Origin of the sequence: Nonomuraea mangrovi (genome assembly GCF_042681425.1) — a bacterium.
Classification (GTDB): Bacteria; Actinomycetota; Actinomycetes; order Streptosporangiales; family Streptosporangiaceae; genus Nonomuraea; species Nonomuraea mangrovi.
Genome location: NZ_JBHUFV010000022.1, coordinates 233994 through 251003, shown reverse-complemented (window position 1 = coordinate 251003; position 17010 = coordinate 233994). Strand labels below are relative to the sequence as shown.

The 17010-nt window shown below is 71.2% G+C and carries 12 protein-coding genes; 3 read left to right on the top strand and 9 right to left on the bottom strand.

The window, feature by feature from the left end; all coding sequences use genetic code 11:
* Nucleotides 1-4: 4 nt before the first annotated feature.
* A complete protein-coding gene (locus tag ACFSKW_RS15425; protein ID WP_379572905.1) occupies nucleotides 5-1420 on the bottom strand; it encodes an amidase in 1416 nt (471 codons plus the stop codon).
* A gap of 482 nt (nucleotides 1421-1902) precedes the next feature.
* A complete protein-coding gene (locus ACFSKW_RS15420) occupies nucleotides 1903-2853 on the bottom strand; it encodes an LLM class F420-dependent oxidoreductase (protein WP_379572904.1) in 951 nt (316 codons plus the stop codon).
* Between the two features lie 1970 nt (nucleotides 2854-4823).
* Between ACFSKW_RS15420 and ACFSKW_RS15415 the strand changes: the two genes are divergently transcribed.
* The gene (locus ACFSKW_RS15415; protein WP_379572903.1) at nucleotides 4824-5057 is read left to right on the top strand and encodes a hypothetical protein; all 234 of its coding nucleotides are present in this window, start codon (nucleotides 4824-4826) and stop codon (nucleotides 5055-5057) included.
* A gap of 1174 nt (nucleotides 5058-6231) precedes the next feature.
* Here the strand turns inward: ACFSKW_RS15415 and ACFSKW_RS15410 are convergent.
* Nucleotides 6232-6900: a TetR/AcrR family transcriptional regulator gene (locus ACFSKW_RS15410; protein ID WP_358132998.1), complete on the bottom strand. Its 669-nt coding sequence runs from the start codon at nucleotides 6898-6900 to the stop codon at nucleotides 6232-6234.
* Nucleotides 6901-7014: 114 nt separating this feature from the next.
* On the opposite strand from ACFSKW_RS15410, the gene ACFSKW_RS15405 reads away from it, so the two are divergent.
* On the top strand, nucleotides 7015-7704 hold the full coding sequence (locus ACFSKW_RS15405) for a hypothetical protein (protein ID WP_379572902.1): 690 nt from the start codon (nucleotides 7015-7017) through the stop codon (nucleotides 7702-7704).
* A 668-nt stretch (nucleotides 7705-8372) separates the two neighbouring features.
* Here ACFSKW_RS15405 and ACFSKW_RS15400 read toward each other — a convergent pair.
* The 5 genes from ACFSKW_RS15400 to ACFSKW_RS15380 form a co-directional block, all read right to left on the bottom strand.
* Nucleotides 8373-9431 (bottom strand): aspartate-semialdehyde dehydrogenase, encoded by a 1059-nt coding sequence (locus ACFSKW_RS15400; protein ID WP_379572901.1) that lies wholly within the window; start codon nucleotides 9429-9431, stop codon nucleotides 8373-8375.
* Complete coding sequence (locus tag ACFSKW_RS15395; RefSeq protein WP_379572900.1) at nucleotides 9428-10702, bottom strand: aspartate kinase; 1275 nt, start codon at nucleotides 10700-10702, stop codon at nucleotides 9428-9430. The genes ACFSKW_RS15400 and ACFSKW_RS15395 overlap by 4 nt, the downstream gene beginning before the upstream one ends.
* Nucleotides 10703-10786: 84 nt before the next feature.
* Nucleotides 10787-11317 (bottom strand): DUF5063 domain-containing protein, encoded by a 531-nt coding sequence (locus ACFSKW_RS15390; protein WP_358132987.1) that lies wholly within the window; start codon nucleotides 11315-11317, stop codon nucleotides 10787-10789.
* Nucleotides 11310-11909 carry a recombination mediator RecR gene (recR, locus tag ACFSKW_RS15385; protein ID WP_379572899.1) on the bottom strand — a complete coding sequence of 200 codons (600 nt, stop codon included), beginning with the start codon at nucleotides 11907-11909 and terminating at the stop codon, nucleotides 11310-11312. Before recR ends, ACFSKW_RS15390 begins: the two co-directional genes overlap by 8 nt.
* A 3-nt stretch (nucleotides 11910-11912) precedes the next feature.
* A complete protein-coding gene (locus ACFSKW_RS15380; RefSeq protein ID WP_379572898.1) occupies nucleotides 11913-12263 on the bottom strand; it encodes a YbaB/EbfC family nucleoid-associated protein in 351 nt (116 codons plus the stop codon).
* A gap of 332 nt (nucleotides 12264-12595) precedes the next feature.
* Between ACFSKW_RS15380 and ACFSKW_RS15375 the strand changes: the two genes are divergently transcribed.
* Nucleotides 12596-13975: a helix-turn-helix domain-containing protein gene (locus tag ACFSKW_RS15375; RefSeq protein ID WP_379572897.1), complete on the top strand. Its 1380-nt coding sequence runs from the start codon at nucleotides 12596-12598 to the stop codon at nucleotides 13973-13975.
* Nucleotides 13976-14354: 379 nt separating this feature from the next.
* On the opposite strand, the gene ACFSKW_RS15370 is transcribed toward ACFSKW_RS15375, so the two are convergent.
* Nucleotides 14355-17009 (bottom strand): DNA polymerase III subunit gamma and tau, encoded by a 2655-nt coding sequence (locus ACFSKW_RS15370; protein WP_379572896.1) that lies wholly within the window; start codon nucleotides 17007-17009, stop codon nucleotides 14355-14357.
* Nucleotide 17010 lies beyond the last annotated feature (1 nt).

Here is a 17010-nt window from a genome sequence, read left to right as displayed (position 1 = left end):
TTCCCTAACGTAGCGCCGAGTGCACGAACGGGTGCGCCCGCTCGACCTGGGCGGCCAGCCGTACCAGGAGATCCTCCCTGCCGGCGGCGGCCACCAGTTGGACGCCGACGGGCAGCCCCTCGGCCGTCCTGTACAGCGGCAGCGAGATGGCAGGCTGCCCCGTCGCGTTGAACGGCGAGGTGAAGGCGACGGCGGGCCCCGTCCGCCCGAACGAGGTGCTCAGGTCGTCAGGAGGGAACCAGCCGAGCGGGTACGGCGGGATGCCGAGCGTGGGGGCCAGCAGCACGTCGTGGCCGCTCCACCAGGAGGCCATCCTGCGGCGGTAGCCGTCGATCCACTGCAGCGCGAGGATGTGGTCGACCGCGGTGCGCCTGCGCCCTGCCTCGGCCATCGCCTGGTTGCGCGGCTCCAGCTCCGACAGCTCCACCGGCTTGCCGCGCCACCTGCCGATGCTCTCCAGCTCGGCGGCCACGTTGGCGGACACGATCGCACCGAAGAACGTCGCGAAGTCCGATTCGCCGAGCGCCGCCGGCCAGCTCTCCTCGACCTCGTGCCCCAGCCTTTCGAGCAGCGCCGCCGCGCCCGTGACGGCGGCGGCGGGCTCCGGCTCGAAGGGCACGTCCTCTCGGGGATGCTCGCGCACGAACCCGATCCGCAGCCTGCCCGGCTCGGCCCGCACCTCGCGCGCGAGCGGCCCCGGCAACGCGGGCGCGGCGTAGGGGTCGCCGTGCACGTAGCCCGTGATCAGGTCGAGCACCGCGGCGGTGTCCCTGACGGTACGGCTGACCAGGCCGAGCGTGGACATGCCGCTCCACCCCTCACCTTGGGCGGGACCGTGGCTGGAACGGCCCCTCGTCGGCTTGAGGCCCACGAGCCCGCACGCGCCGGCGGGGATCCTGATCGAGCCGCCGCCGTCGCTGGCCGTCGCCACCGCCACCATGCCCGCCGCGACGGCCGCCGCCGACCCGCCGCTGGAGCCGCCCGCCGAGTAGGCGAGATCGTACGGGTTGCGGGTGGGCCCGTGCACCGCCGGCTCGGTCGTGATCGTGGTGCCGAACTCGGGCGTGTTCGTCCGGCCCAGGATCACGAAACCCGCCTCCCGCAGCCGGGTCACCGCGTGCGCGTCATCGGACACCTCCACGCCGTCGAGCGTGCTCGATCCCGCGCCGTACGGCTCGCCCGCCTGCGCCCAGCCGAGGTCCTTCACCAGGATCGGCACCCCGCGGAACGGCGTGCCGTCCTGAAGGTCGTCCAGCTCGGCAAGCGCCCGCTCGAACCTCGGGTGCACGACCGTGTTGAGCTCGACGTCGTGCGCCCTGATCTTCGCGATGGCGGCCTCGACCAGCTCCCGGGGACTGACCCGGCCCTCCCGCACGGCCTGCGCCTGCCCGACCGCGTCCAGCCTCAGGACCTCGTCCACACGCGTCTCCTTCCTGCCGCGAACCTCGCCGACCCCACCCTCTCCCGGCCGCCGCCCGCGCGGAACCCCGCGTTCCCGTGGAGATCGCGACCGGTGCGCGGGTCAGGGCGCACTCAGCCGCCCGCCTGGGACGGCCCTCCCCCGGCTGTGACGAACTCATGCCCGCACCGGCCCACCCCGCCGTCCCGGGCAGACCCTCCGCCGCGACCCGCCCGACCGGGCTCTTGGAAGACCCTCTGATGCGACCCGCACGCGCGGCCCGTGGAAGACCTTCCTGCGCGGCCCGCACCCGCGGTCCGTGGAAGACCTTCCTGCGTGCCCCATACCCGCGGCCCGTGGAAGACCTTCCGGCGTGCCCCACACCCACGGCCCGTGGAAGACCTACCTGCGCGGCCCACACCCACGGCCCGTGGAAGACGCCCCTGTGTGGAACGGCCGGCAGGCCCGGCCTGCGCGTGTGGCGGACCTTCCGGCGTGCCGGATCAAGGTGCCAGGGCGCGAACGGCCTCGGGGACGGGCAGCTCGCCGGGGATGGGGGCCAGGATCGGCGTGTCGAGCCCCTTGTCCACGTACTCCCGCACGCGCGCCTTGCACGTCGCCGCGTCACCGTGGACGATCAGCGCGTCCACGACCTCATCGGGGATGGCCTTCAACGCCGCCTGCCGATCTCCGGCCGCCCACGCCTCGTGCATCGGCCGCAGCACCTCCGCCCTGCCCAGCCAGTCGTGGAAGGCCGCATACGCGGGGACGGTCAGGTAGCTGGCCAGCATCCACCTGCCCATCTCGCGAACCTTGTCGGCGTCCTCGCTCACGCACACGAAGATCCGGGCGATCAGCTCGGTCGAGGAGCCGATCTCGGCCCGCACCCGCCGTACGTCCTCGGGGGACAGCCAGTTGGTGATCGCGCCGTCCGCCTCGGCGGCGGCCAGGTGGAGCATCCTCGGCCGCAGCGCCGCCAGCACGATCTTCGGCGCCTCCTTGGGCGCCCGCTCCAGTTTGAAGCCCTTCACCTCGAAGGTCTCGTACCGTTCCGACACCTTCTCGCCCGCCAGAGCCTTCCTCAGGAAGCGCAGGGTGTCGCGTGTCCTCGCGTACGGCTTGCCGAACTCGACGGCGTTCCACCGCTCCACGATCGCCGGAGACGAGGACCCGATGCCGAGCACGAACCGGCCGGGCGCCAGGTCGGCCAGCGTCGCCGCCGACTGGGCCAGCAGACCCGGCCCGCGGGTGAACACCGGCACGATGGCGGTGCCCAGCCTGGCCCCCCGCGCCCACTCGGCCGCGAGCGCCAGCGGCACGAACGCGTCGGTGCCGTTGACCTCGGCCGACCAGATGTCGGTGTATCCGAGATCCGGCAGGCCGGCGATCACATCCTTGGACTCGGCGAGGGAGCGGTCGAAGAAGGGGATCGTCATGCCCCAGTTCTGGGTCATCGCTGGTCTCCCTGCGGGGATCGGGGTCACTACACAGGACCATACCAACCAGACGGTATGCCGCCACGCGGATCTTCAGGTTCCCGACATTGAGGCTTTGACGTGCTAGAACAGGCACGGTGAGACGACGAGGGCTTTTGGCTTTCGCAGTGGTGGCGGGGCTCAGCATGCCCCTGGTCACCGTGGGCACGTGGGCCGCCGCGGCCCCTCCGCCGCTTCCTGAGCGGGTGTGCCCCACTGCCGCCATCTTGATCGGCATGGGCGCGCACGAATGTGACGCCGACATCTCCATCGACCTGACGCAGCTCGGCATCTCGCTGCCCAGGATCGAGACGAGCGCATGGCCGTACTCCTGCGAGGACGGCGAGTGCACCATCGCGGGCGGGGTCGTCTGCGACGTCCTGTCCACGCTCGGCCTGGCCACGTGCGAGACGCCGCCACCGGCACGGCCGGCGGTGAACACCAGAGCCAGGCCGCCGTTCCCTCCCGGGCTCACCTCCGTACCGCCGCCCAGGCCCGCGTTCGCCCGCCCGGCCGAGCAGGTCCCGGCTCTCGCTCCCGTCGCGGCTCCTGTTCCGGCTTCCTTCGCGGCTCTCGCACCAGCGGCCCTGGTCTCTGCCGTCGCGCCCCCACCGGCCCAGGCTCCCGCCCCGGCGGTCCAGTCGGCGACCCAGGCTCCCACCCCGGCCGCCCCACCGGCAGCCCCGGCTTCCGATCCGGCGGCCCCAGCTCCCGCTCCGGCCGTTCGACCCGTAGCCCCGGCTCCCGCCCCGGCCGTTCGACCAGCGGATCCGGCACCCGCTCCAGCGGTCCAACCGGCGGCCCAGGCACCCGCCGCACCGGTCCAACCCGCTCCCGCCCCGGCCGTCCAGCCAGCGCCCCCGGCACCCGCCCCGGCCGCCCAACCAGCGGCCCCGGCACCCGCCCCGGCGGTCCAACCGGCGGCCCAGGCGCCCGCTCCTGCTCCGGCTCCTGCCGCGGCGCTCCCACCGGCTGTTCCCACACCCTCCGGGATGCTCCAGCCGACGGCCCCGAACCGGCCCACCGTCGCGCTCCAGCCGGCGATCCCGCCGCGTCCTGTCGGCACCAACCCGCTGACGCTCTTCCCACCGTTCGCTCCGCCTCGCCCAATGGTCGTGATGCCCCTCGCCGTCCATCCGAGCACACCGGCCTCCATGCCCGCGGGAGCGGAGGCCCCGGCACCTGACCAGCCCCGCGCCACCGGACCCGTCACAGCCCTCGTCACCGCATTCGTCACCGGCGGCCCGAACACGCCGGCCACGACAACATCGACGGGCACGGCACCCATGGGCACGACGTCCACCGACACGACAGCCACCGGCACGGGTGTGGCAGCCACCGGCACGAGCACGACAACCACCGGCACGGGCGCGGCATCCACAGGCACGGCCCCCTCCGCAGGCGCGGTCGCCTCCACGGGGACAGTCCCATCCACAGGCACGGCCCCATCCACAGGGACAGCACCTTCCACGGGGACGACTCTTTCCATGGGGACAGCACCTTCCACGGGGACGACTCTTTCCATGGGGACAGCCCCATCCATAGGCACGGCCGCGGCCGCGGGAACGGTCATACCCGCCCAAGCCTCGGCCCTGGCGCCGACCGGTGCGACCGCACCCGCCGCCGCGCCGATGTCCCCACCCGCCCCGACGCGGGCGGCCGACCCGGTATGGCTCCAGCAAGCGGCACCTCAGCAGGCGGCACCTCAACAAGCAGCATGGCCACAGCAGGCGGCACCTCAACAAGCAGCATGGCCACAGCAGGCGGCACCTCAACAAGCAGCATGGCCACAGCAGGCGCTACCTCAGCAAGCAGCGTGGCCACAGCAGCCGGCCCCGGAGGCGCGGTCAGCCATCGTCCAGCCGCCCGTGCAGGACGTCGACAGCCAAGCGCCGGTTCCACAAGCCAGGCCACAGCAGTCCCCAGAACCGGCCCCAGCCGTCCGGACCGTGGTGCAAGCCGATGCCTCGACACCGGACGAGCCGGCGGAGGGCAGGAGAGAGCATTCCTCGGTCACCGGTTGGTTCGCGGCCCGGAGTGAGGGCCTCGACCAGACCCCGATGGTCGTGGTGGTCCTCGTCGGAGCGGCGGTGGTGGGCGTGGTCTCGTTCCTGAGCGGCCGCCGCAGCGTGGGCGCCCGCGGCCGCGCACGCAGGCGCGACGCACGTCAGACCAACCTGTGACCTCTCCGCAAGCAGACGCCACGCAGGTCACGCTCACCCTGGGAAGCGCTTCGCAGGCTGACACCACGCACGTGAGGTCGGCCTCCGAGGCGTTCCACAGGCACGCTCGACGCGGATCAGGTCATTCTCTGACCCGCTCCGCAGGCAGACACCACGCGGGTCAGCCCAGCCTCTGACCCGCTCGGTGGACCGGCGCGACGCCAATCAGCTCGACATGTGACGCGCTCAGCACGCAGAGGCGACGGCATGCGACACGCTTCAGCACGCAGAGGCGACGGCATGCGACACGCTCAGCGCTCAGGGGCGCGACGCGCGTCACGCTGGCATATCGCGCGCTCAGCAGGCAAGGGCGACGCGCGTCAGGCTGGCATATGGCGCGCGCTCAGCAGGCAGAGGCGACGCGCGTCAGATCGGCATGTGACGCGCTCCATGGACAGGCGCGACACGGATCGAGTCGGCATGCGGGGCGCTTCGTTGAACCCTGCCCGGGGGTCAGTCGGCCCCTGGGCTCCGGGTGGCCTCAGCACCCCTCCGTCATGCCGTCGGCGCGCAGCCGACGTCCGCACCAGGCATGGCGCGTGACAGAGACGACCGCCGCCATCCTGTGGTCCCCTTCCGCTTGGACGACCCGCGAACGGACCGGCCGCCAACCCATGGCTCCTCAGACGCCCTCCAGAACCGGACCCAGCCGCCGCATGGCCTCGTGAACGACCCAAGCCGGCCAGTGGCTCCTCAGACGCCCCCAGACAGGACCAGCCACAGCCGATACGTCGCTTCTCAGACGACCCCAAAACGGCCCCAGCCGCCGCGCGGCCTCGTGAACGACCCAGACCGGCCCCAGCCGCCGTGCGGCCTCGTGGACGGCCCCAAGACCGGCTGCCATCGACCCGCGGCTCCTCAGACGGCCTCAGGGGGCCGGCTACGCCATCTGCGGCTCCTCAAGACGCCTCAGGACCGGCTCCGCCACCCCGTGCCACGGGCGGGGCCGCTTCACCGACGTGGCGACACCTGACGGGCATCTCGGCCGGGGTACCGGTCGGCAGGTGCGAGGCACGGCCCGCTGCTCCAACGACGTGTCCTGGGCACCGCGGCACGACCGGCACGAGGCCGCCACCAGCGCCATCCACTCCGCGCTCGCCACAGCCCCAGCGGCTACGTGGAGTAGTCCGTCCGATCAGGCCCTGAGCTCGTGGACCGCCGCGATGAAGTCCTTGGTGATGCCGCGCAGGCCGGGCAGGTGGGACAGGCCGACGAGCCGGTCGACGAGCGGCACGCTCACCTCGATGAGCCGGTAGGTGCGCTCGCACCCGGGAGAGGTGTCGTGCACCCAGTACAGGACGATCCCCATGGACATCAGCCACAGCAGCTCGGGCAGTTCCTCGCGCAGTTCGGCGTCCATGCGGTCACGCGAGCCTTCGACCACCTGCCGGTAGATGGCGATGGACGCCTCGCGGGCGGGCGTCGACTGGGCGCTGAACGGGCTGAGCGGGTTGGTGGGCTCGGCGGCGTGCTTGAAGAACTTCACCGCGAACTCGTGGTACGGCTCCGACACCCGTACCCACTCCCTGAGCACGCCCGTCAGCCTGGCCGCGAACGAGCGCTCGGTGGCCAGCAGCTCGCGGCAGGCCTCCTCGTGCGCGATCTGGGCACGGTCGTAGTACGCCTGCACCAGCTCGTCCTTGGAGGCGAAGTAGTAGTAGGCGTTACCTACGGAGACCCCCGCCTCCGTCGCGATGGCCCGCATCGTGGTGGCATCGAAGCCGCGTTCCCTGAACAGGCGCAGGGCCGTCTCGACGATGAGCTCTCGGGTGCTCTCCGATCCTCGGGTTCGGGGTTCGGACACGCTCGTCACTTTACGTTAGTCAGCGGCGTGAGGTCATGGAGCCGCACGGTGATCACCGCCACACGGTAAAGATCGCTTCGGAGGAGGGATCATCCGGGCTGAAGTGTGGCATTGATGATTCGGGCGGAAGGGCAACTCCGCGAAAAAGGCCATCACATGTGGATACGTTGGTTGGTGCGGCTCTCAATCGCCGCGCTCATCGCCATACAGACCTGCATCATCGCGCTGTCGGCTGCGGCTTCGGCGGCTCCAGTGCGGCCTGCCTCGACCGTTGAGGAGGACGTCGTCGAGGCGCGACCGCCGATCGTCAGAACATATGAGCTACAAGGCGTCATCCGGGTCGCCCGCTGGTACACAGGGGCGGCCGAGCAACCGAAGGTCGACCTGTCGCGCGCCATGCCACGTGGGGCGGCGCGCGTCTCGCACACGTTCGCCATGGACAGACTGTCCTCGGCGGGCCTGCGCTGGAAGTCCAGCGGCGGCTGCATCGACAAGGGCAACCGCGTGTGCACATCGCTGCAGGCGGTCAGATCCTCCACGGTCACGGGGGCGATCGACCTGAAGCTGAACAGCGGCTGCAAGATCACGGTCACTGGGGGCACGGAGGCGGGGCACGCGCCCGGCCGCTACAGCCACGGGGCGGGCTACAAGCTGGACATCCGCCACAACCGGTGCATCGACGACTACATCACCAGCACCTATGACCGGGCGGGCGTGCGCTCCGACGGGTCGGCGCTGTACCGCTCGGACACGGGCACCGTCTTCGCCAGTGAGTCCGATCACTGGGACATCCTGTTCCGCTGACGTGCCGCTCTGACCAGCGGCGCTCTCCGCGCGGCCCTCTCATCCGGCAGGCCCTCTCATTCGAGGAGCCTCTCCGCCGGTCCTCTCAGCCGAGGGTCCACACGTCCGGACCTCCCTGCGGGCCGTCTCGTCGGGCGAGCCTCTGTCCGGCAGACCTCCATTACGGCAAGCCGGTCTCGCGCCTCCGCAGGCGCGTGGTCCCGTCCGTCGAAGGCGCGCCGCCCAGCAGGACTCCGGTTCCCGCCGCGACGGCGCCCGTCACCAGGAATCCCGCAACAGGGGTCCCTGGGCAGAGGGCCCTGGGCAGAGATCCTCGGCGAGGCCCCTCGGCAGCGACCCACGACGGGGTCCCTCAACGGGGTCCGTCGCGGCGGGTGGGGCGGCGCACGGGAAGCGTCCCCTGGACGGGCACCGGCCGGTGACCACGTAGGCGCGTGGCACGGCTTGCCGTACAGGAGAGAAAGCCCCGGGCCGCCGTATAGGAGAGAAAGCCGCGGGCCGGAGAGGCACGGGCGCGGCGGGCTGCGGGAGGGGACGCGCCCGTGAGCCCGGCAGGACGCCCAGGAACCGCAGGACATATACGAACCGGAAGGACGTGGAGGAAAGTGAAGGACCCCCGGCCGGGCGGCCGGGGGTCCTTCAGAGAGCCGATCGTGCGCCGGACGGGGTCAGAGCTCCGTGGCCACCAGTTCGGCGATCTCCGCCGCGTTCAGGGCCGCGCCCTTGCGCAGGTTGTCGCCGCACACGAACATGTCGAGCGTGTTCGGGAAGTCGACCGCCTGGCGGATCCGCCCGATGTAGGTCGGGTCGGTACCCACCACGTCCACCGGCGTGGGCCACACGCCGTTGGCCGGGTCGTCCATGAGGACCACGGTCGGCGCCGCCTCCAGGATGCGGTGCGCGTCGGCCACGGTGATCTCGCGCTCGAACCTGGCGTGGACGGCCAGCGAGTGCGTGGTGATGACGGGCACCCGCACGCAGGTCGCCGACACCTTCAGGTCGGGGATGCCGAGGATCTTGCGCGACTCGTTGCGCAGCTTCAGCTCTTCGGAGGCCCAGCCGCCGTCCTTGTAGGAACCCGCCCACGGCACCACGTTGAACGCGATCGGCGCGGGGAACGGCGAGTCGGCGTCGAGCTTGTTGGCCAGCGCCTTGCGCACGTCACCGGCCGCCTGGCCGACGGAGCGGTCGCCCGCCAGCGCCTCGATCTCGTCGTACAGGCGCGCGGGACCGGCCACGCCTGCGCCTGACACCGCCTGGTAGGAGGCGACGACGAGCTCCTTGAGCGTGTACTCGGCGTGCAGGGCGCCGATGGCGGCCATCATCGACAGCGTGGTGCAGTTGGGCGTCGAGATGATGTTGCGCGGCCTGTCGCGGGCGTCGAGCGGGTTCACCTCGGGGACGACCAGCGGGACGTCGGGCTCCATCCGGAACGTGCCGGACTTGTCGATGGCGATCGCGCCCCGCTCGGCGGCGATCGGCACCCACTCGGCCGACACCTCGTCGGGGACGTCGAAGATGGCGATGTCGACGCCGTCGAACACCTCGGGCGCGAGCGCCTGGACGACGACGTCCTCGCCGCGGACCTGGAGGACCTTGCCCGCGCTGCGGGCGGAGGCGACGAGGCGGATCTCGCCCCAGATGTCCTCCCTGGTCGACACCAGCTCTCGCATCACGGTGCCCACGGCACCTGTCGCCCCGATCAGGGCAAGGGTGGGCCTGCTCATCGTCCGCTACCTCCGTACACCACTGCTTCAACCTGGTCCGAGTCGAGGTCGAAGGCGCGGTGCGCCGCGGCGACCGCCGCGTCGACGCCGTCCTGACCCACGATCACCGAGATGCGGATCTCCGAGGTGGAGATCATCTCGATGTTGACCCCCGCGTCCGCGATGGCGGCGAAGAAGGTCGCGGTGACACCCGGGTGCGAGCGCATGCCCGCGCCGACCAGCGACACCTTGCCGATCTGGTCGTCGTACTGCAGCGATTCGAAACCGACCTGGTCCTGGATGCGCTTGAGCGAGGCCAGCGCCGTCTGGCTGTCCGTCGCGGGAAGCGTGAAGGAGATGTCGGTACGGCCGGTCGCGGCAGCCGAGACGTTCTGCACGATCATGTCGATGTTGATCTCGGCTTCGGACAGCGTTTTGAAGATGGCGGCAGCCTCTCCGACCTTGTCGGGGACACCGACAACGGTGATCTTGGCCTCGCTCCGGTCGTGCGCGACGCCGGAGATGATCGGCTGCTCCATCTCGGTTCCTTCGGTGTAAGGGTCGGCCACGACCCACGTGCCTTCCTTGGTGCTGAAAGAGCTGCGCACGTGGATCGGCAGGTTGAACCTGCGAGCGTACTCGACACAGCGCAGGTGCAGGATTTTCGCCCCGCAGGCCGCCATCTCCATCATCTCCTCGTAGGAGATCCTGGGGATCTGCTGCGCCTGCGGCACGATGCGCGGGTCGGCGGTGTAGATGCCGTCGACGTCGGTGTAGATCTCGCAGACGTCGGCCGACAGGGCCGCCGCCAGCGCCACCGCGGTGGTGTCGGAACCACCGCGGCCGAGCGTCGTGATGTCCTTGGTGTCCTGCGAGACGCCCTGGAATCCGGCCACGATCGCGATCTGGCCTTCGTCGAGCGCCTCACGGATACGGCTCGGCGTCACGTCGATGATGCGCGCCTTGCCGTGCGTGGAGTCGGTGATCACGCCCGCCTGGGAGCCGGTGAACGAGCGCGCTTCGTGGCCCAGGTTGGCGATCGCCATCGCCAGCAGGGCCATCGAGATGCGCTCTCCCGCGGTCAGCAGCATGTCGAGTTCGCGGCCCGGAGGCAGCGGCGACACCTGCTCTGCCAGATCGAGCAGTTCGTCCGTCGTGTCACCCATCGCGGAGACGATGACGACGACCTCGTTGCCGGCTTTTTTCGTCGCGACGATCCGCTGCGCGACCCGCTTGATGCAGGACGCGTCGGCGACGGATGAACCACCGTACTTTTGCACAACGAGCGCCACGAGAGTCTCCCAGTCTGGACTGTGAGCTGCCAGTCTACTGGCGGCCTCTCATGGACCCGGAGGTTCAGCCCACTATGTGGACATTCAGGTGGAGAGCGCCTCTTCCGCCACATCCAGGCGGGTGTGCGCGGCGAGCGCCTGAAGTGCGCGCATGGCGGCGCCCGCGTGATTGCCCCACGTGTTGAAGTAGGAGTACTGCCACCACCACAACGCCTCGTGCGGCCGTCCCGCGTGATAGTGACGCAGACCGTGGATGAGGTCGGCGGCCACGGCCGTCAGGTCGTCGGACAGCCGGTACGGCGTGACCGCGGTGTCCTTGTAAGGGTCGAAGACCTCGGCGTAGTCGTCCACCGCCTCCAGGCGTTCGGCCAGTGCCGTACGGACCCCGTCGACGTCGGGATCCTCGCTCAGCGGCGGCTCCCAGTTGCCGGAGAGGATGACGTCCTGGCTGGCACCGAGCTGGGCGCCGGCCAGGCTCACCTGCGCGACCTCGACAAGCAGCAACGACCAGATGGCGTCGCCGCCCTCACCGCCCGCCACCCTGCTCAGGCCGTCAAGATAGTTCTGCGCGTGCCCTGCGATCTCGTCGGCGAGAACGCTCCACTGATCAGACATCCAGCAGCCTCCGTCCTTCGAACGCGCGGCCAAGGGTGACCTCGTCGGCGTATTCGAGATCACCACCAACAGGCAGGCCGCTGGCCAGTCGTGTCACTTTCACGCCCATCGGCTTCACCAGGCGGGCGAGATAGGTCGCCGTCGCCTCCCCCTCGAGATTGGGGTCGGTGGCGAGGATGAGCTCGGTCACCCGGCCGTCGGCCAGCCGGGTCATCAGCTCACGAATACGCAGGTCGTCGGGGCCGACGCCGTCGATCGGGCTGATCGCCCCGCCGAGCACGTGGTAGGTGCCGCGGAACTCGCGCGTCTTCTCGATCGCGACGACGTCCTTCGACTCCTCCACCACGCAGATCACGTGGGGGTCGCGCCGCGCGTCGCGGCAGATCCGGCACTCCTCCTCCGAGGCGACGTTGCCGCAGACGCGGCAGAACCGGACCTTCTCCTTGACCTCGAGCAGAGCGTGGGCCAGCCGCTTGACGTCGACGGGATCGGCCGCGAGCAGGTGGAAGGCGATCCGCTGCGCGCTCTTGGGACCGACGCCCGGCAGCATGCCCAGCTCGTCGATCAGGTTCTGTACGACCCCTTCGTACATGGCCTAGAACCCTGGAAGCTGGCCGAGACCGCCGCCGCCGAGCCCCTGGGCCAGCGGGCCGAGCTTCTCCTGCTGCAGGTCGGCCGCCGCGCGCACGGCGTCGCGAACGGCCGCGATGACCAGGTCGGCGATCGTGTCGGCGGTGTCCTGCGGGTCGTCGGCGTCGACGACACTCGGATTGATCTTCAGCTCGAGCAGCTCGCCGGATCCGTTGACGACGGCCGTGACAAGGCCGCCCCCGGCCGAGCCCTCGATCTGCGCGTCGTTGAGCTCCTGCTGGGCGCTCACGAGCTGCTGCTGCATGAGCTGAGCCTGCTCCAGCAGCTGCTGCAGGTTGACATCCCCTGGGTTCACCTTCGTGCGCTCCTCGTCGGCTCCGCGTCCGTAACTGTCACGAGCCTACGGTGTCTGAGCGCCGACATGTACTGGCAGGCACATGCGTTTCGACTTTGTGGACGGACGAGGCGTCATGGCCGGGTCCCAGCCCCCCTCCAGCGTCCGGGACCCGGCCATCACACCGACAGGAGCGGCCGCACCACGCCGGCGTGATGGGGGAACGCTAGTGAGAGCAACGTTGCACACACGTTGCGAGCGATCAATCACCCTGAGCAATCCCCCGAACGGCTTGCGGAGAGAGGTGATAACACGGATGCTTCGCCGTACAGCATGACTACCTGGAGTGGCCAATGAGTTACGGTCGGCGGCTTCGCCGGATCCTGGAGACAGGGGTCGGAACGCCGCGCCAGCTGATCAACGCCTCCTGGCAGCGGTCGATGGAGGCTGGCGTCGATCCGGAGCGTCAGACGGCACCGCTGGTCTATGACAGCGCTCTCATCAAGGACGTCCGCCGGGCGCACCCCCTGCAGCCTCTGCTTCCCATGCTCGCCCACACCCTGAAGCAGATGGCGGACGAGTCCGAGCACATCATGATCGTGACGGACGCCGAAGGCAGCGTCCTGTGGCGCGACGGCGACCACGGCACCATGCGCCGCGCCGACCTCGTGGGCCTCGCCGACGGACACCACTGGTCGGAGAACTCGGTCGGCACGAACGGCATCGGCACGGCGCTCGCCACCCGCAAACCCGTCCACGTCTACTCGGAGGAGCACCTGCTGCGCGTGCTCCACTGCTGGTCGTGCAGTTCGGCGCCGATCATCGACCCGGACACCGACACCGTCCTCGGCTGCGTCGACGTCAGCGGCACCACCCGGAGCCTCCACCCCGCCACCGTCGCGCTGGTCGCCACCACGGCCAGGCTCGCCGAAGCCCAGCTCGCGCTCAGGATGCACGAACGCGACGAACGCCTGCGCCGGCGGTTCGAGTCCCTGCTCCACCGGTCGGGCGTCCTGGTCACCTCCACAGGGCGGGTCCTGTCCGGCGATCCCGCGGGCCTGCTCGGTGCGCGTATCCAGCTGCCCGAGCCCAGCTCCGCCATCTGTCCCGCGGGGATCCTCGAACCGTTCTTCGACGGGTTCCTGCTGCGTCCCGCCGAGCCGTCGGAGGCGCTGCCGCTGCGGCTCACGTTCCTCGGCGAAGGCCAGCCCACGGTCCGGTACGGCGACCGCCTCCTGGCCCTCTCGCTGCGTCACGCCGAGATCCTGACCCTGCTCGCCCTGCACCCTCGCGGCCTCACCGCGGAGCAACTGTCCTATTACCTCTACGGCGACGACGGGAACCCGGCGACCATCCGCGCCGAGATCTACCGCCTGCGCACCCAGCTCGGCGGGGCCGTTGCGGCCAAGCCGTACCGGCTGGTGGCGCCCGTCGCCGCCGACTTCCTCGAACTGAGACGGCTCCTCGCGGGCAACGACGCCACCGCCGTCGCCCGCGCCTACACAGGGCCGCTGCTGCCCCGCTCGGAGTCTCCCGAGATCAGGTGCGCGCGGGACGAGCTCGAGGTGCAGGTCCGCACCAGCCTGCTCACCTGCGGCTCCGCCGACGACCTCTGGGCGTACGCGCAGACCGTCAACGGCCGCGACGACTTCCAGGTCCTCGAACGCGTGGCCGCCACCCTGCCCTTCACCGACCACCGCGCCGCCGCCGCCCGCGCCCGCCTCTCCCCCTGACCATCACGGGACCCCTGCTCAACCCACCACGGAAACCCCTGCGCGAACCGCCACACGGGCTCCACCGCACGGCCCCTCACCGCGCGAATCCTCCGTCGGCCGTCCGCGCCGCCCTATTGCAGGCCATCCCGCGCCACCACGCGACAGAGCGGGGCCACACACCCCGGCGCCGTTTCCCACCAGATCTTCTTCGCTCCAACGGCCGGCGAGGCCCTGCGAGCCGCCGCCCCCAGTGGAAGCCCCGGAACCGCACGTCCCACCAGATCCATGGGGCCCGCAGCCGCGACGCGGGCCCGTCGAACCCCGTGGTACCGGTCCAGGGCGCTCGATGCGACGCCGAGGTTCCGGCCGGACGAGAACGGCCCTTCCGGGTGGCCGGTCAGGTGTGGTCGATCTCGCCGATCATCTGGGCACCGAGCTCGCGCTGGAGCAGAGCCATGCCGCTGAGCTCGTCCACGTCCGCGTTGGCGTCGTTGAGCGGGTCGACCTCATCGGACTCGGGCCCGCGGTTGCGTCCTGGGATCGCGTCGGGCCACGCGCCCGCGTTGCCGCCGCCACCCTGCCGGGCGGTGGGCGTGCGAGGGCCGGCCTGCGCGGCCGCCTTGGCCGCCGACCTCGCCGCGGCCAGCCCTGGACTGGGTGTACGGCTCGTCGCCTGCGCGGGGCTCGGCATCGGCGGCGTGCCGAAGTCATGGTCGTCGGGCGCCTGGGGCCACGACTCGTCGGTCGTCAGCCGTTCCCGGTCCTGACCGTCCGCACCGTCTCCGGCCGCCGGCGCCGCGCCGCCCGGTCCGGTGTTCCCCGCTCCGGTCGCCGCGGTGTGCGCGGATCCGGCCGACTGGGCCGCCGCGGCCGGCGAGCCGTTCGCCTGTCCCGAAGCCCACGACGCGTCACCCTGCCCGCTCTGCGCGGCAGAGCCGTCCTGCGATGTCACGCCGGCCGGAGAACCCGGGCCGCCCTGTCCTGCGCCGAGCCCACCCGCGGAGGCAGGACCACCGGGAACGCCCGAGGTGCCGGGTCCGCCAGGGGAAGGGTCGTCAGAAGCGGCGGGCCCGTCGGAAGAGGACGGCCCGCCGGCGGAGCGGCCCTGCTGGGACTGCCCGCCCTGGTGGGAGGGGCCGGCCGGCGAGGAGGTGCCGCTGCTCTGAGGAGGCGGGGCGCCCTGGGCCGAAGGGCCGGTCTGGGCGCGGGCCGGCTGGGGACCGCGTCCTGCCTGAGGAAGGGGAGAGCCGCCGACGACGGCCTCGACCCGCCAGTTTCCGCCCATCACGTCGCCGAGCGCACCGGCCACGACCGCGTCCTTGCCGCCGCCGGTGAAGTTCTTCATCGCGCCGACCTGGCTGAACCCGAGGGTGACCACGTTGCCCTCGACGCCGACGACCTGGGCGTTGGTGTTGACGTTCGCCCAGACGACGATGCTGCGCTGCTTCAGCGCGGCCAGGACGGCGGGCCACTGCTGCTGGAGTGGGCCCGCACCGCCCATCGCCGCAGGAGCCTGGGCCTGGGCCTGGGCCGGAGCGTGGTGGACCGGCTCCGGTTGCGGCGCGGGAGCACCCGGCCGGACGGGCTCGGGCCAGTCGACATCCGGACCAGCGACCGAACCAGGCGAAACGCCGCCCGCTGGGGCGCCGCCTGCGGGGACGCCGGACGGGGAAGCACTGGACGCGGGGGCACCGGACACGGGCTCGCCGTGCGCGTCGGCACCGCGAGCGCCACCGCCGTGGCCGCCCGGAGCCGTTCCGTCGAAAGAGGGGCCGGACGCGGCCGTCCCGGCCCGCGTGCCGGAGCTGTCGCCTGCGACGCCACCGGCCGGCATGCTCACCGAGCCGCCTGCCGTACCCGACGAGGGGACCGAACGGGCGGCCATCTGGGCGACGACCCCGCCGCGCTCGAGCCGTTCGAGACGGGTGAGAAGGGCCGCCTCGCCCTGCGCGGCCCCCGGGAGCAGGACCCGCGAGCACATCAGCTCCAGCAGCAGCCGCGGCGACGTGGCGCCGCGCATCTCGGTGAGGCCCGCGTTGAAGACCTCGGCGGCGCGCGTCAGCTCGGCGGGCCCCATGGAGGCCGCCTGGGCGACCAGCCGGTCGAGCTCGTCGGCGGGACGGTCGAGCAGGCCGCTGGTGGCCGCCTCGGGGACGTTGGCGAGGATGACGAGGTCGCGGAAACGTTCGAGGAGGTCGGCGGCGAACCTCCTGGGGTCGTGGCCGCCCTCGATCACCCTGTTGACCGTCTGGAAGACCGCCGCGCCGTCGCGCCTGGCGAAGGCGTCGACCACCTCGTCGAGCAGGTCGCCGTCGGTGTAGCCGAGCAGCGAGACGGCCTTGGCGTAGGTGATGCCGTCGTCCTCTGCGCCCGCGAGGAGCTGGTCGAGGATGGACAGCGAGTCACGCGCGGAGCCCGCGCCCGCGCGCACGACCATCGGCAGCGCCGCAGGCTCGAAAGGGACGCTCTCGGCGGTGAGGATCTCCTCCATCAGCGCCTTGAGCGTCGCGGGCGGCATCAGCCTGAACGGGTAGTGGTGGGTCCGCGACTTGATCGTGCCGATGACCTTTTCCGGCTCGGTCGTCGCGAAGATGAACTTCAGGTGCGGTGGGGGCTCCTCGACGAGCTTGAGCAGCGCGTTGAAACCCTCGCGGGTCACCATGTGCGCCTCGTCGATGATGTAGATCTTGAAGCGGGCGGAGACCGGGGCGAAGAACGCCCGCTCACGCAGGTCGCGCGCGTCGTCGACGCCGCCGTGGGAGGCCGCGTCGATCTCGATGACGTCGAGGTGACCAGGGCCCGTGGGGGCGAGCGCCACGCAGGACTCGCACTCGCCACAGGGGTCGGGCGTGGGGCCTTTCTCGCAGTTGAGTGAGCGGGCCAGGATGCGCGCGCTGGAGGTCTTGCCACACCCTCGGGGGCCGCTGAAGAGGTACGCGTGGTTGATCCGGCCGGTGCGAAGCGCCTGCCGCAAGGGATCGGTGACGTGCTCCTGACCCTTGACCTCAGCGAAGGTTCCGGGCCGGTACTTGCGGTAAAGCGCAAGACTCATG